Here is a 13,989-nt window from a genome sequence, read left to right as displayed (position 1 = left end):
GCGATCTCAGGAACTCTCTAGTCGAGAACGACTAAGTACTTCGGGAGTCAACGTTCGACCGAGTCGTTCCAGATGGCAGAAACCGACCGTCCAAGCGACGGAGTCCGACAGCCAGAGCCGCCGCTCCCCGACGACAGCGGGCTCACGCTCGAAGAGTACCTGGCGATGCAGCGGGCGATCAGCCACCGGACGCGCTTTCGAATCTTGCGAACGCTCGTCGCCAACGACGAACTGAGCGCCGCCGACCTCAAGGCCGCGGTCGACGTCGAGGCGCACAACTTCCACTACCACCTCGACGAACTGGTCGACGTCGGCCTCGTCGACAAGCGCCAGCGACGGACCGCCGACAGTCAGGGTTTCTACACGTACTACCGACCGACCGCGATGGGTCGCGGAATCCTCGAACACGGGGTCGAGGAGCTGATGCGCCGCGAACGCGAGTTCGACGACGCCTACGCCTGATCGCGTGCTCTCCCGGGACTTTTTACCGCCCGGCCGCTCCCTCCGGGTATGGATCACGCCCGCGTGACGCATACGGTGTCCGACCGCCAACTCGGACACTTCCCCTCCGGTCGCGACGTCTCCGTCACCGTCCATCGCTACGAGGGCGGCGACGGCCCGACGGTGTTCGTGCAGGCGGCCCAGCACGGAATCGAACTCAACGGGCCGGCGGCGCTGCGCCGCCTCCACGACCGCCTCGTCGACGCCGATATCGCGGGTACGGTCGTCGCCGTCCCGGTCACGAACCCGATCGCCTTCGACCACCGATCGTATCTGACGCCCGAGGCGTACGACGCCTTTCACTCGAACTTCAACCGCATCTGGCCCGGCGACCCCGACGGGAGCTTTCAGGAGCGACTCGTCGCGAACCTCTGGCCGCTCGTCGAGGAGAGCGACGCCGCCGTCGACCTCCACACCGGGATGCCGGAGATGCTCGAACACGTCCGCTTCAGCCGGAGCGACGACGAGGCCCGGGCGCTCGCGGAGGCGTTCGGCACGGCGTTTCTCCTGGCCGACGACGACGCGGTCGAGGGCGACGCGGTCTCCGACGGATTCGCCGGAAAATTCCGGCTCGCGGCCGCACAGGCCGGCGTTCCCGCGATAACCGCGGAACTCTCGAACAGCCGGACCGTCGCCCGCTCGGCGGTCCGATCGGGCGTCGAGGGCGTCTGGAACGTCTTCCGCGAACTGGACGTCGTCGACGAGCGCGTGAACCGGACGACGGACCAGCGACTCCTCCGAGACGACGCGCCGCGGGTCGTCGCCGAGGAGTCCGGCCTCTTCGAGCTCCGATCGGACCTCGGCGTCGGTGACGAGGTGAGCGCGGGCGAGGAACTCGGTGCGGTGTTCGACCCGGCGTCCTTCGAGCGGTTGGAGACGATCACCGCCAGCGCGGCCGGGGTTCTGTACTCCGCGTCCCCCGGCGGCGTCGTCGTCACCGGCGAGCGGATCGTGAGCATCGCCACGGTGCCCTGAACGCACCCGTCCGTTCTCGCCGCCGTTCGACTCGCCACCGTTCGACTTCGCCGCCGTCCCGTCACCATTCTGCTCTCACTGCGGGCCCCCGCGGTCCCACCTTTTGAAGGCCTTCACCATTCCGCACGTACCGTTACCCAACCACAATGTGTTAGATTCTGTCAGTGATATGGCGATGCAGCCGCACTCCTCGTTCGACGCTCTCTCGCGCGTGATCGAGCGCCTCGGGTCTGACGGTCGAACCGTGCGTCGGGTCGAAGCGGCTGCGAGTGCGGACGAAGCCGGTAGCGGATCGCTCCGCGCCACAGTCGAGGTGGCGATCCCGTTCTGCGAGGCGTCGTCGGGCCCCGAAGTGGCGTCGGCGAGCGTCGAGCACGGAACGCTCGATCTCACCGTCCAGTTGCCCCTCTTTCCGGACGCTTCGACGGACGGCGCTCGCGAGACTCCGTTCGACGAGACGGCGGTTTCGGCCCGCTCGACCGACGCCGAGTTCGACGACGGAACCCTCACCGCGACGGTCGACGTCGTCATCGATACCGATCTGGGTACCGGCGTCCGGTCCGAGAACCGAGCGGACGCGTCGGACGCCGCCGCGTCCGGTGACCAGTCGGTCGCCGACGGAAGCGGCGACTCGCCCGGATCGCGCGGCACGCCTCGGGATGCGAACGGCGCCGAGCGGAATCCGGACGGTTCAGAGCGGAACGCGGAAGATTCCGGGCGAGGGAGCTCCCCGGCGGCCTCGACGTTCGGCGACACCTCGGGTACGGGTTCCGACCCGACGGACCGACCGATCGGTTCGGCGGCGTCCGATCCGACGGCGGCCGATCCGACCTCCGGCGTCGGTTCCGACGACGTCGTCTCCCCCGACGCCGATTCCGACGATGCGGACCCGCTCGCGGCCGCCCGCGACGAGTCGGTGCCGCCGTACGACGACACGCCGTACCTCCGGCGGCTCTATGAGGCCTGTGACACCTTCGAGGAGATGAGCCAGCGGATCGAGATGGACGTCTCCGACGAGACCGTCCGTCGGTACATGATCGAAGCGGGAGTCCACTCGCCGACGTCCTACGAGACCCGGTCCGGAGCCGACGGATCGCCCGACGAAGAGCGGTCCGGTTCCGCTAGTGGGGCCGTCTCGGCCGATCGCTCGTCATCGGACGCGCGCAGCGAGGGGGCCCGAGAGCATCCCCGGATCGATCCGCTTCCGGACGACCAACTCGTCGCCGACGGGATCGGGTTCCCGGAGCGACTGACGCTGCACGACGTCGTCGACGCGGTCGTCGACGCCAGAACGGTCCACGAGGTCGGCCGCGATCTCGGATTAGAGCACGACCGGACGCGGCGGCTCCTCCGCCAGCTCAACGTCCTCGATCTGGTCCTGCGGCGCGTCTCCGACGATCCCAAGCGCGAACTGTCCGTCGAAGACGTGGCGGCACGGATTCGACAGTCCGCACCGGACGCGTCCTGACGGCGTCGATCCCTACCCGCGTCGATCCCCGCCCGACTTTTTTCGAGCGTAGATCTCCTCTCCGGCTTCGACGCGCCAATAGACAAAAGTACGTCCCTCCCCATCGTTAGACAAGGATGTCTGTTGGTACACAGCGCGGGGTCGCAGACGGCGTTACGCAGTTGTTGAGTACGGCGCGCTTCGAGTTGATGCCGTTCGACAGTTTCGAGGGGGAGCTCTCGGAGCTGCCGGAGGGGGCGACCGTGGCGATCACGACGTCGCCGCAGCTGGGGATCGACCGAACCGTCGAGAAGTGCGAGGAGGCTGCTGAAGCGGGTTACGAGGTGGTCCCGCACATCGCCGCGCGGTACATCGAGGGCCCCGAGGAACTCGAAGAGATCGCGCGCCGACTGACGGAGGCGGGGATCACAGACATCTTCGTGCCGGGCGGTGACAAAGAGGAGGCGGTCGGCGAGTTCGAGTCGGCCTACGACCTGCTCGTGGCGCTGGAGGACCTAGAGTACGAGTTCGAGGAGGTCGGGATCACGGGTTATCCGGAGGGTCACGACTTCATCTCCGAGGAGGAACTGGCGGAGGCGATGGAGAAGAAAGCGCCCTACGCGACGTATATCGTGACGCAGCTGTGTTACGACCCCGACACCATCTTAGAGTGGATCGAGGAGATCCGCGGCCGCGGAATCGACCTCCCCGTTGAGGTGGGGATCCCGGGCGTCATGAAGTACGAGAAGCTGATCAACATCTCCCGGAAGGTGGGCGTCGGCGACTCCGTGAAGTTCCTGCGGAAGACGACCGGCATCGTGGGGTTCATCAAGCAGTTCATCGGCTCGCGCGGACGCTACAAGCCGGACGAACTGATCGAGGGACTCGCGCCGTACGTCGACGACGAGACGTACAAACTCCAGGGGCTTCACATCTACACGTTCAATCAGACGTCCGACCTCGAATCCTGGCGGCAGAGCCGGCTGAACGGCTGACGGTCCTCCGAACGCGTCGCCTTCTCCGCGGCCGCGATCGTTCTACTCCCCGTTCGAGACTCCTCGTTCCCCTTTTCGACCCGTACTCGCCTCCGTTGCTCTCACCGGCGCTCGCCTCCGTCACCCCGGTCGGTGTTCGTCCCCGCTACTCGGTCCGTCCGCGCGGCGTTTCGCGACCGGCCCGCACCGGCCACAGCCTATCGGACTCCTATCATATTGTGTCAGAAGACAGAATTATCCGCCGTTGGCCCCGAGACGGGAGCGTATGACGTACGAATCCGTCGCGGCGGCCGACCCTGCCGTCGCGGAGGCGCTCGAAGGCGAGCGCAGGCGACAGAACGAGACGCTGGCGATGATCGCGAGCGAGAACCACGCGAGCGAGGCCGTGATGGCCGCCCAGAGCTCCGAACTGACGAACAACTACGCGGAGGGCTACCCGGGCGAGCGGTACTACGCGGGGTGTGAGTACGCCGACGAGGTCGAGGAGTTAGCGATCGAGCGCGCCGAGGAACTGTGGGGCGCCGAGCACGTGAACGTCCAGCCGCACTCGGGGTCGCAGGCGAATATGTCGGTCTACCTGGCGATGCTCGACCCCGGTGACAAGATCCTCTCGCTCGATCTCACTCACGGCGGACACCTCTCGCACGGCCATCCCGCGAACTTCGCGGGTCAGACCTACGAGGTCGAACAGTACGAGGTCGACGAGGAGACGGGCTACGTCGACTACGAGGGGCTGGCGGAGACGGCCGAGTCGTTCGACCCCGACATCATCGTGTCGGGATACTCCGCCTACCCCCGAGAAGTCGAGTGGGAGCGCATTCAGGCGGTCGCCGACGACGTCGACGCGTACCACCTGGCGGACATCGCCCACATCACGGGACTGGTCGCCGCGGGCGTACACTCCTCGCCGGTCGGCGTGGCCGACTTCGTGACGGGGTCGACGCACAAGACGATCCGGGCGGGCCGCGGCGGGATCGTGATGTGCGACGAGGAACACGCCGACGCCATCGACGCCGCGGTCTTCCCCGGGGCGCAGGGGGGGCCGGCGATGCACAACGTCGCGGGGAAGGCCGTCGGCTTCGGCGAGGCGCTCTCCTCTGACTTCCGGGCCTACGCCGAACAGACGGTGAAAAACGCGCAGGCGCTCGGCGAGCGGTTGCAGGAGCACGGCTTCAGCCTGGTTTCGGGCGGCACCGACAACCACCTCCTCCTGGTGGACCTCCGTCCGTCGCACCCCGACACGACCGGCAAGACGGTCGAGTCGGCCTTAGAGTCCGTCGGGATCGTCCTGAACGCGAACACGGTCCCCGGCGAGACGCGCTCGGCGTTCGACCCCAGCGGCGTCCGGATCGGCACGCCCGGGGTCACGACGCGCGGGTTCACCGAATCGACGTGTCGGGAGGTCGCAGACCTCATCGCGCGCGTCGTCGAGGACCCCGAGAGCGAGGAGACGCGCGCGACGGTCGCCTCGCGCGTCGACGAACTAACCGACGAGTATCCGCTGTACGACTGATACCGATCACTCTCACTTTTCGCCGCCGAGCGTCACCCCTGTTGCCGGCGCTCGGCGGTACGAGACGAGAGTAACCATTATGAGGCGACCCGACGGTCCTCCCGCTTTCCTGTCAGGTAAGAACGATGACCTGGTTATAATTGTAACTACGACGAACGTTCATACGGTATGTACCAGGTACTCCTCCCCGTCGACGACGACGAGAATCGAGCGCTCAATCAGGCGCGGTACGCCGCGAGCCTCCCGAACGCCGAGTCCGAGGTCGAGGTGACGGTGCTGACGGTCGTCCCGCCGAGCAGCCTCGACACCGTAGACGACGTCGAGTTCGAGGAGTTCGATCCGGCGGTGGGTGCGGCCGAGCACCTCGAGTCCCACGGGATCGCCGTCGATCGCCGCGTCGGCGACGGCGGCGTCGCGGCCGAGATCGTCCGGATCGCCGACGACCTCGACTGCGACGAGATCGTGATGGGCGGCCGGAAGCGGTCCGGAGTGGTACCGATCCTGCTCGGGAGCACCGTCCGCGAGGTCTTCGTCTCGACGGACCGCCCGGTCACGATCACGGGCACCGAGATGGTGATCGACGACGGTCCCAGAGAGCTGCTGCTCCCGATCGACCGCAGCGTCGAACGGGCGCGCCACCAGGCGCGGTACGCCGCGAGCCTCCCGGACGCCGCAGCGAACGTCGCCGTGACGGTCCTGTACGTCTTCCCGCATCAGGACTACGCCGGCGCGCCGCCGCACGACTTCGAGGAGATCGGCTCGGCGGTCGCGGCGGCTGATATGCTCGAAGAACGCGGTCTCTCCGTCGAGCGCGTCGCCGTCGGTGGCGAGGTGACCCGGAAGATCCTGGCGGCGGCCGACGACCGAGACGTCGACGGGATCGTGATGGGCGGCCGACGGCGTTCGGGGGTCCAGAAAGCGATCCTGGGCAGCATCGCCGAAGACGTGATGCTCTCGGCGGACCGTCCGGTGACGCTCACCGGATAGGCCCGTCGATCGTCCCCGTGCGGTCGCCGTCGTTCTCGCGGATCGAGCACTTGCCCCGCCGACGGTGCATCCGACCGTCCCGGTTGCGACAATAAAAAGAAAACCCTGATCGGTCGGCGGTGTCGACAGCCTCAGTTGTTCTGTTCGGCTTCCTTGCGCGCGTTGAGCTTGGCCTGCTCGCGGGCGCTCGGGTTGACCGACTCCTTGAACGGAACCTTGGCGAAGGTGGCGAAGGTCGGCTCGCCGGGCTCCTCGGAGTACTCGTCGGGAAGGTGGACCTGGAACTCCAGATCGAGGTCCTCGTCGTAGATCTCGTCGTTGAGCGGCGTGTCCGTCACTTCCTCGATCTTCTCGGCGGGCACGTAGCCCATCGCGATGTTGGTCTCGAGGTCCGGGTTCCACCACGGCGAGGTGATGTACCCGCACTCTTCGCCCGTCTCGGGGTCGGAGATGAGCCAGAAGTCCGGCGCGTAGTCACGGATGGGCTCACCGGCCAGCTTGAGGCCGACGAGCTTGTGCGTGAACGGGTAGTTGCCGTTCTCGATCTGCTCTTTCTGCTTCTCGAGCTCTTCCTTGCCGATGTAGTCCGCCTCCTTGTCGTCGGGCACGTGGTAGCCGAGGTTGACCTGGAACGGGGAGGTCTCGAAGTCGAGGTCCTGGCCCCAGGACATGATCCCGGCCGCGATGCGGCGGTGGTGACCGGGCGCGATCTGACGACCGCCGTGGTCCTTGACGCTCTCGTGGACCGGGTCCCACACGTTGTCGGCCTTCTTGTGGGCGTCCTTGACGTAGATCTCGAAGCCGGCCTCGCCGGAGAAGCCGGTCTGGCTGATGAGCACGTCGGCGCCGTTGATCTCGGCCTCCATCAGGCCGTAGTAGGGGATATCCTTGACCTCGTCGCCGACGACGTCGACCATGACGTCCTCGGCCTTGGGGCCCTGAATCTGCATCGGGGCGACGTCGATCTCGTCGATCTCGACGTCGAAGTCGTTGTCGACGTTGACGCCCTGGAGCCACTGCATCAGGTTCGAGTCCGAGATGGAGAACCAGAACTCGTCCTCCTCGGGGCGCAGCAGGACCGGGTCGTTGAGCACGCCGCCCTCCTCGTTACAGAGGATGACGTACTTCCCGTCCATCGGGTCCATCCCGGTCACGTCGCGGGTGACAACGTAGTTCGTCAGCGCCTCGGCGTCGGGGCCCTTCACGCGGATCTGTCGCTCGACCGCGACGTCCCACAGCGTGACGTCGTTCGTGAGCGCGTCGTACTCGGCCATCGCACCGCCGTCCTCGGGCTCGACGAGCCCGCGGGGGTGGTAGAGTCGGTTGTAGACGGTACAGCGCCACGCGCCGTTTTCGTTGAACGATTTGTGGAAGAACGGGGACTTACGGACGCGGGTCGAGACGAGCATCTGGATGCCCGGATCGCCCGTCTGGCGGAGATTCCGTGGAACGGATCGATCGGACTGGTCGACACTCGGGAAGTTCGGGTGGTCGGCGTCTCCTGACATCCTATGAATGATGTTATCATACCCAAATAAAATGTAACCCTGATAGTACCGTGCTTTTATCCCGGTGTTCGGAAAAGGTGGGTCGGAAACTGCGTGCTAGATCACTCCATACCTCGCATCGTTTATTTTGTTCCGGCCGAAAACAGGCGTATGCATCCGTCTCGACCCGCGCCCGGTCCGGACGCCGCTCGCGCGTTCCGGCTCGGAGTCGTCGCGGGCGCGATCGTCGGCCTCGCGGCCGCGCTGCTGTTGTACTGGTACGGAACCCTCACGGCGTTCGCCTTCGGGTACGTCCTCCTGCTCCTGTACCCGGTGTATCTGGTGCTGGTCGCGACGGCCCTCAGCGTGTGGCTGGGTTACGACAAGGACGTCACGTCGCTTCGGCCGGTGTATCGGACCGAACGGTAGTCGTCTAGCCCACCCGTCCACTCTGCGTCTCCCGTCGCTCCCTCTCCGTAATCGCCGTCGGTCCACGTCTTCTCGCTCCGCCGACCGCCGCTCCGTCGCTCTCTATCGCGTTCGGGGTTCGTCGCGATCGCGGGTCGACGAACCCTCTCGACGAACCCGGCCTCTCCTCCGCGCGAACGGTAACCGTAATCACGCTCCGTCGCCTCACTGCGGGTGATGGCACGACTCGAACGGCTCCGCGTGTACCCCCTGAAGGGCCTCGGCGGGACCGACGTCCGCGCCGCCGAGGTCCTCGACGGCGGGACGCTGGAGGGGGATCGGGAGTTCGCGCTCTTCGACGCCGGGGGCGACGTGGTCAACGGGAAGCGGACGGAGCGAGTGCACGAACTCGCGACGGACTACGACCCGGAGACGGGCGCGTTCGCCGTCGAGACGCGGGCGGGCGAGACCGCGGAGTTCGACCTCACCCGGGAGTCCGAACGCGGACGCGCCGCGGCGTGGTTCGGCGACTTCTTCGATCTGGACCTCGCGCTCGAACGCGACGCTCGACGCGGGTTCGTCGACCGCCGCGAGATGGGACCGTCGGTCGTCAGCACGGCCACGCTCGAAACGGTCTCCTCCTGGTTCGAGGACGTCTCCGTCCAGGGGGCGCGCCGACGCCTGCGCGCCAACGTCGAGGTCTCCGGGGTCCCCGCCTTCTGGGAGGACCGGTTCGTCGGCGACGACGCGCCGGCGTTCGAGATCGGGGACGTCCGCTTCGAGGGCGTCACGCCCTGCGGTCGCTGCGTGGTTCCCGGTCGCGACCCCGACACCGGGGCGGTCACGCCGGACTTCCGCGAGCGCTTCGTCGAGAAGCGTCGCGAGACCTTCCCCGAGTGGGCCGACCCGGACGCCTTCGAGCACTTCTTCACCGCGATGCTCATCGCCGACGTTCCCGAGGCGGACCGCGGACGCCGACTCCGCGTCGGCGATTCCGTGACCGTCCTTGACGGGTAGCCCGGGTGGCAGATCGGCGAGCACCGTCCCCTCGATCGATTCCGCGGCGGCCTCGAACACTCGGCACGGACCACCGAAAACTTAGGCCGACTTGTCGCCGGGGTCGTCACTCTCCGCGAGAATGCCTTCAGCTACGTCTCTCACGCGTTTCCGATGTGTGACCGACGTCGGTGCGGCCTGCGCGGCATCGAGCTGGTCGTCGACGATCGCGTTCTGCTGTGGGCCCCACGTCTCCGGGGGCTCTGATCTGATCTATTCGACCCACCGTTTGACGACCTCGATACGCCGTGGTCTACTCTTCCGGCGCGACCCAGACGTTGTCGCCGTTGTCCAGCACCTCGTACGTCGACGCCAGCGGCATTGCCGGACCCCAGAACCCCGAATCCTCCAGCGTGGCGGCGAGTTCGTCGGCGGTGCACCCGCAGGATGGGGGCATCGAGAGGCGGTTACCGCGTGTCGCGTGCGGCTCCCACTCACACGCGGTGGTCTTTCGGGCCCGTGACCGGGAGGCTCGCGCGTCGGCTGTGGGGGGACGTCAATCGCGGTCCCGGTCGGCGATCGTCGCCGCGATGAGGTTCCGCATCCCGCGCCGGAGCCGCCCGCTCATCGCCGTCGAGGAGAGACTCATCTCCTCGGCGACCTCGCTGAGCGAGATGTCCCGCGGCTCGTTGAAATACCCCTCCGAAAAGGCGAGTTGCAGCGCCGCCCGCTGTTCGTCGGTGAGGCCGTAGGAGGACTCGCCGCCGGCGTCCTCGTTGCTGTAGATCTCGATGATGTCCAGTTCGATGTCGTTCTCGATCGCGTACTCCCAGATGGCGTTGAGCGCCGCCCGATCCGGCAGCAACAGGTGGACCAGCCACCCGCCGTCTTTCGTCTCCGTGTGGACGAGAAACCCGTTCTGTTCGGTCACGACGCTGCTGATGAGGATCGTTTCGGGCGTGTGCTCGATGTAGTAGATGGCGGTGTCGCCCGTCCGGTCGATCAACTCGAACTGCTCGACGGTGACGTCGTCTTCGAGCATCGATTCGAGCTTCTCGTGGTCGTCGTACTCGATCAGGAACGGGAAGTACGTCGACCCCGGGTCGGTCGTCCCCTGGGTGATCACGCGGATGCTGACACCGTCGAGGTTCTGTAGCGTCGGAACGAGCGCGAGGTGTTCGTGTCGGATGTGTACCTTTGCTGTGATCGACATAGTTCGTGACTCTCCTTTCGGCCGCCGACTCCTCGGTGGCGCCGCCGATCCGGACGCGATCGTCCCGCCCCGCGGTCCCTACCGAGTCGAGCGATACGCACCGATTTCCAGCCGGCCAATAGTGTCTATCGGTTTACTCCGACCCGAGTGTATCTTAGCCTGTCGATTGTCCGGCAGACGCCGCGCGAACGGGGTGGCCTCCCGCTCGCTACGCCGACGCGGCTTCGACCTCGGTTCGCCCGCCGGCGGATTCCGATTCGCGCCGGTTCTTCGTGACGAGCGCGACGAAGAGGACGAAGCCGACACCGCGGAGCGCGAGGTCGAGCAGCAGCGCATCGACCGAGACCGTCACGCCGGCCAGACCCAGGACGCCGAAGACCGACTCCGAGAGCAGTCGTGGGGCCATAAGCAGGAGCGAACTGAACGCGAACGCGGTCCGCTCGGCCCGGTTCACGGATCCGTACAGCGTCCCGATGACGGTCGCCCCGAGCGCGACGACGCCGAGGAACACACCGATGATGGGGATCAGGATCTCCGGGATCGAGTAGGACAGCTCCGCCAGATCGGTGAAGTTGACGACGCGGTACTGGTCGCGGATGGGCAGTTCGGCGGCGTTCTCCTTCTGTCGGAGCAGCACGATCCCGGGCGCGAGCACGAACGCGAAGGGAACGATCGCCTTGTTCAGCGACAGCGAGAAGGCCTTCACGCCGGTCTCGAAGGGATCGGACTTCGCGACCCCGCTGGCCGCGTAGGCGGCCACGGCGACGGGGGGCGTGATGTCGGCGATGACGCCGAAGTAGAGGATGAACAGGTGCGCGGCCAGGAGCGGGATGCCGAACTCGACCAGCGGCGTCGCGAGCATCGAGATGAGGATGATGTACGTGACCGTCGTGGGCATCCCCATCCCGAGGATGATGCTCGCGACGGCGGTCACGAGAAGCATCACTACGATCGACCCGCCCGAGAGCGCCAAGAGCAGCGACGTGAGGTTCGGCCCCAGCCCCGAGACGCTGATGACGCCGGGGATGATGCCGGCCGCGGCGACGGCGACGACGACGGGGACGGCCGTGCGCGCGCCCTCCTCCATCGACTTCACGACGAAGGTGCCGACGCGGAACAGCTGGTTCTCACCGAGGTCGCGTCCGCCTCGGCGTCCGGCCGACTCGGCGGCCTCCTGCACCGTGGGGTTGAGATCGAGGACCTTCGACTGCACGTCCGAGTACACGAGCATCGTCACCGCGCCGGCGAGCATCGCGTACCAGCCGATCCGGGGGAGGACGACCGACGCGGCCTCCGCGAGCGGAACCCCCGACCCGCCGCTCCCGGCGAGGAGTCCGGTGACGGCGACGCCGGCGACGACGTAGCTCGCCAGTTCGACGCCGACGATGACGGCGAGAGAGCCGAGCAGGAACGCGCGCGTCTTCTCGCTGTAGGCCGCGATGAACGTGATGAGCGCGACGAGCGCGACGAGCGTGAACCACGCGGATCGAGAGACCGACAGCCGCTCGATGATGAGGTAATACAGCAACAGGAAGATGGGCACGAGGTAGAACCAGCCCTTCTTCATGTGTTCGACCACGGGCGTGGTCTCCTCGAGGCCGCCGATTCCCTCCTGGACCGCCTTGAAGTGGACCATCACCCAGACGCCGAAGAAGAACACGACCGCCGGCACCGTCGCGAGGATGATGATCTCGCGGAACGGGGTCGCCGTGTACTGCACCATCAGGAACGCGGCTGCGCCCATCACGGGCGGGAGGATCTGCCCGCCCGACGACGCCGAGGACTCGACCGCGCCGGAGAACTCCGGGGAGTACCCCGAGCGCTTCATGAGCGGGATCGTGAACGCGCCGGTGGTGACCGTGTTCGCGATCGACGACCCCGAGATCGTCCCCATAAACCCGCTCGCGAGGATGCTCGCCTTCGCGGGGCCGCCCTTGCGCTTGCCCGTGGCCGCGTACGCGAGGTCGATGAACCACTGGCCCGCGCCGCTCATCTCCAGGAACGAGCCGAAGAGGATGAAGATGTAGATGAAGCTGACTGACACGGTGACCGGGATCCCGAACACGCCGTTCTCGGTGTTGTACCAGAGGTTCTGGACGATGTCGGGCCAGGTGAGTTCGGGGATCGCGAGCAGGCCGAGGAACGGCGTGCCGGTGCTGATGAGATAGCCCCAGCGCGCGTAGACGATGAACGTGGCGACGATGAGCATGAGCGGGAGGCCGAGCGTCCGGCGGGTGGCTTCGAGCACCAGGAGGACGCCGACGACGCCGAGGATCATCGCGTAGGAGTACTCGCTGATGAACGGGACGCCGCCCAGGACCGGTTCGAGGAACGTGTAGATCTCCGTGACCGGTCGGCCCGATTCGAGGCCGAACACGCGCATATCTTGGATCTCGGGGAACTCCATCAGGAAGTAGAGCGCAGAGAGCGCGGCGGCGACCATACAGAGCACGTCGAAGGGGGTGACCCGGCTCCGATCGGGATCGAGGAACGCCCAGCGGAACGCGCCCCGGAGTCGATCGAACGCGGTCGCGAGCGGGTTGTCGGCGCCGAACGCGTCCTCGACGGCGTCGACGAGACGGCCCAGGCTCCGCGAGACGAACCCGTCGCCCATACTGGCGGGGAACATCAGGAACGTGAGCACGAGCGCGAACGCGACGTGGATCGCGTTGGCCTGCAGGAGCTGTAACGACACCTGAAAGTTCTCGACGAACGGGAGCGGGATCGTGAAGGTGAAGCTCCGCGCCGCAAGCGCCAGTTGAAACAGCGAGAAGGAGATCCCGATTACGGCGACCGCGAGGGCGGCCAACCCTTTCAACGCGCGGCGGCGTTCGATCTCCTCGATGAGCTCTTCGGCCTCCTCTCTGGATATCTCCTCTTGGGCACCGTCTGCGCCGTCTGTTTCGTTGTTCGTACTCATAGGAATATGTCTCCTATCGTTCGCCGCTCGACGTGGATCCGGACGTCACTGGCGTTCGTCTCCGCGACCAGGTCATACTCTCGGTCGTCGATGATCAACGTATGGTTTGCGATCCGTCCCGGCGACACCGAGAGCGATTCGGTCCTCATAATGGGCTCCGGCGGCTCGTAGACGAACGTCCCGTTGACGTTCGTCACGTTCACTCTCGACGGCAGCCCCCAGCCGTAAGACTCGAACTCCATCCGCGTGTTCACGAGCGTCTCCCCCTCGATCCGGTACTCGTCGTACACGCGGGTCTTCTCGACGCTGTGTGTGTACTCCAGCCCGACGGTGCTTCCGTTCTCGACGGGCTGGGTGACGTAGTGTTCCCCCGTGTCGACGTCCTCGACCACGAGCACCTGTCCGGTCGGAACGGCCGCGGCCGCGCCGGCGAGAACCACCGCTGCGGCGATCGCTACGACCCCCAGCACCACGAGCGCGCGTTTTCGTGTGATTGCTGTTCGGTTCACCGCTTGGGAATAAACAGAAGTTCGCTTTTGACAGCTAC

At 66.5% G+C, this 13,989-nt stretch carries 13 protein-coding genes; 8 read left to right on the top strand and 5 right to left on the bottom strand.

Translation table 11 applies throughout. The annotated features are described in order from the left end of the window. The first annotated feature begins 72 nt into the window (after window positions 1–72). The 6 genes from DV707_RS15295 to DV707_RS15270 all read left to right on the top strand — a co-directional run bounded on the left by DV707_RS15295 (window position 73) and on the right by DV707_RS15270 (window position 6,418). Window positions 73–462: a winged helix-turn-helix domain-containing protein gene (locus DV707_RS15295; RefSeq protein WP_103993236.1), complete on the top strand. Its 390-nt coding sequence runs from the start codon at window positions 73–75 to the stop codon at window positions 460–462. A 48-nt stretch (window positions 463–510) separates the two neighbouring features. Next, a complete protein-coding gene (locus tag DV707_RS15290) occupies window positions 511–1,476 on the top strand; it encodes a succinylglutamate desuccinylase/aspartoacylase family protein (protein WP_103993235.1) in 966 nt (321 codons plus the stop codon). Between the two features lie 175 nt (window positions 1,477–1,651). Continuing rightward, window positions 1,652–2,944, top strand: coding sequence for a hypothetical protein (locus DV707_RS15285; protein ID WP_146063911.1), 1,293 nt, complete (start codon window positions 1,652–1,654; stop codon window positions 2,942–2,944). Between the two features lie 116 nt (window positions 2,945–3,060). Then, window positions 3,061–3,918, top strand: a complete 858-nt coding sequence (locus tag DV707_RS15280; protein WP_103993233.1) for a methylenetetrahydrofolate reductase — start codon at window positions 3,061–3,063, stop codon at window positions 3,916–3,918. A 265-nt stretch (window positions 3,919–4,183) separates the two neighbouring features. Next, window positions 4,184–5,431 carry a serine hydroxymethyltransferase gene (glyA, locus tag DV707_RS15275; RefSeq protein WP_136361901.1) on the top strand — a complete coding sequence of 416 codons (1,248 nt, stop codon included), beginning with the start codon at window positions 4,184–4,186 and terminating at the stop codon, window positions 5,429–5,431. 168 nt (window positions 5,432–5,599) lie between these two features. Continuing rightward, window positions 5,600–6,418, top strand: a complete 819-nt coding sequence (locus DV707_RS15270) for a universal stress protein (RefSeq protein ID WP_103993231.1) — start codon at window positions 5,600–5,602, stop codon at window positions 6,416–6,418. A 131-nt stretch (window positions 6,419–6,549) separates the two neighbouring features. Here the strand turns inward: DV707_RS15270 and DV707_RS15265 are convergent, their stop codons facing one another. Further along, the gene (locus tag DV707_RS15265) at window positions 6,550–7,926 is read right to left on the bottom strand and encodes an aminomethyltransferase family protein (protein ID WP_103993230.1); all 1,377 of its coding nucleotides are present in this window, start codon (window positions 7,924–7,926) and stop codon (window positions 6,550–6,552) included. A gap of 150 nt (window positions 7,927–8,076) precedes the next feature. Between DV707_RS15265 and DV707_RS15260 the strand changes: the two genes are divergently transcribed. Continuing rightward, window positions 8,077–8,334, top strand: coding sequence for a hypothetical protein (locus DV707_RS15260; RefSeq protein WP_103993229.1), 258 nt, complete (start codon window positions 8,077–8,079; stop codon window positions 8,332–8,334). Window positions 8,335–8,550: 216 nt separating this feature from the next. Beyond that, entirely contained in the window at window positions 8,551–9,330 is a 780-nt protein-coding gene (locus tag DV707_RS15255) for an MOSC domain-containing protein (protein WP_103993228.1), read from the top strand. 292 nt (window positions 9,331–9,622) lie between these two features. Here DV707_RS15255 and DV707_RS18495 read toward each other — a convergent pair whose 3' ends face one another. The 4 genes from DV707_RS18495 to DV707_RS15235 all read right to left on the bottom strand — a co-directional run bounded on the left by DV707_RS18495 (window position 9,623) and on the right by DV707_RS15235 (window position 13,951). Continuing rightward, the gene (locus DV707_RS18495; RefSeq protein WP_160113983.1) at window positions 9,623–9,766 is read right to left on the bottom strand and encodes a hypothetical protein; all 144 of its coding nucleotides are present in this window, start codon (window positions 9,764–9,766) and stop codon (window positions 9,623–9,625) included. A 99-nt stretch (window positions 9,767–9,865) separates the two neighbouring features. After that, on the bottom strand, window positions 9,866–10,522 hold the full coding sequence (locus DV707_RS15245) for a helix-turn-helix domain-containing protein (protein ID WP_103993227.1): 657 nt from the start codon (window positions 10,520–10,522) through the stop codon (window positions 9,866–9,868). A gap of 208 nt (window positions 10,523–10,730) precedes the next feature. Beyond that, entirely contained in the window at window positions 10,731–13,442 is a 2,712-nt protein-coding gene (locus DV707_RS15240; RefSeq protein WP_103993226.1) for a TRAP transporter permease, read from the bottom strand. Further along, window positions 13,439–13,951 carry a DUF1850 domain-containing protein gene (locus DV707_RS15235; protein WP_394348350.1) on the bottom strand — a complete coding sequence of 171 codons (513 nt, stop codon included), beginning with the start codon at window positions 13,949–13,951 and terminating at the stop codon, window positions 13,439–13,441. The genes DV707_RS15240 and DV707_RS15235 overlap by 4 nt, the downstream gene beginning before the upstream one ends. Between the last annotated feature and the right edge of the window lie 38 nt (window positions 13,952–13,989).

Source organism: Halobellus limi (assembly GCF_004799685.1).
GTDB classification, from domain to species: Archaea; Halobacteriota; Halobacteria; order Halobacteriales; family Haloferacaceae; genus Haloquadratum; species Haloquadratum limi.
Note: the sequence above shows the minus strand (reverse complement) of the source record. Positions and strands in the feature narration are given on the sequence as shown.

Bases quoted from the DNA above. Each gene is read 5' to 3' on its own strand.
- DV707_RS15285 (WP_146063911.1), top strand. From the start codon at position 1,652: ATGCAGCCGCACTCCTCGTTCGACGCTCTCTCGCGCGTGATCGAGCGC.
- DV707_RS15290 (WP_103993235.1), top strand. From the start codon at position 511: ATGGATCACGCCCGCGTGACGCATACGGTGTCCGACCGCCAACTCGGA.
- DV707_RS15270 (WP_103993231.1), top strand. From the start codon at position 5,600: ATGTACCAGGTACTCCTCCCCGTCGACGACGACGAGAATCGAGCGCTC.
- DV707_RS15280 (WP_103993233.1), top strand. From the start codon at position 3,061: ATGTCTGTTGGTACACAGCGCGGGGTCGCAGACGGCGTTACGCAGTTG.
- DV707_RS15245 (WP_103993227.1), bottom strand. From the start codon at position 10,522: ATGTCGATCACAGCAAAGGTACACATCCGACACGAACACCTCGCGCTC.
- DV707_RS15240 (WP_103993226.1), bottom strand. From the start codon at position 13,442: ATGAGTACGAACAACGAAACAGACGGCGCAGACGGTGCCCAAGAGGAG.
- glyA (WP_136361901.1), top strand. From the start codon at position 4,184: ATGACGTACGAATCCGTCGCGGCGGCCGACCCTGCCGTCGCGGAGGCG.
- DV707_RS15265 (WP_103993230.1), bottom strand. From the start codon at position 7,926: ATGTCAGGAGACGCCGACCACCCGAACTTCCCGAGTGTCGACCAGTCC.
- DV707_RS15260 (WP_103993229.1), top strand. From the start codon at position 8,077: ATGCATCCGTCTCGACCCGCGCCCGGTCCGGACGCCGCTCGCGCGTTC.
- DV707_RS15295 (WP_103993236.1), top strand. From the start codon at position 73: ATGGCAGAAACCGACCGTCCAAGCGACGGAGTCCGACAGCCAGAGCCG.
- DV707_RS15255 (WP_103993228.1), top strand. From the start codon at position 8,551: ATGGCACGACTCGAACGGCTCCGCGTGTACCCCCTGAAGGGCCTCGGC.
- DV707_RS18495 (WP_160113983.1), bottom strand. From the start codon at position 9,766: ATGCCCCCATCCTGCGGGTGCACCGCCGACGAACTCGCCGCCACGCTG.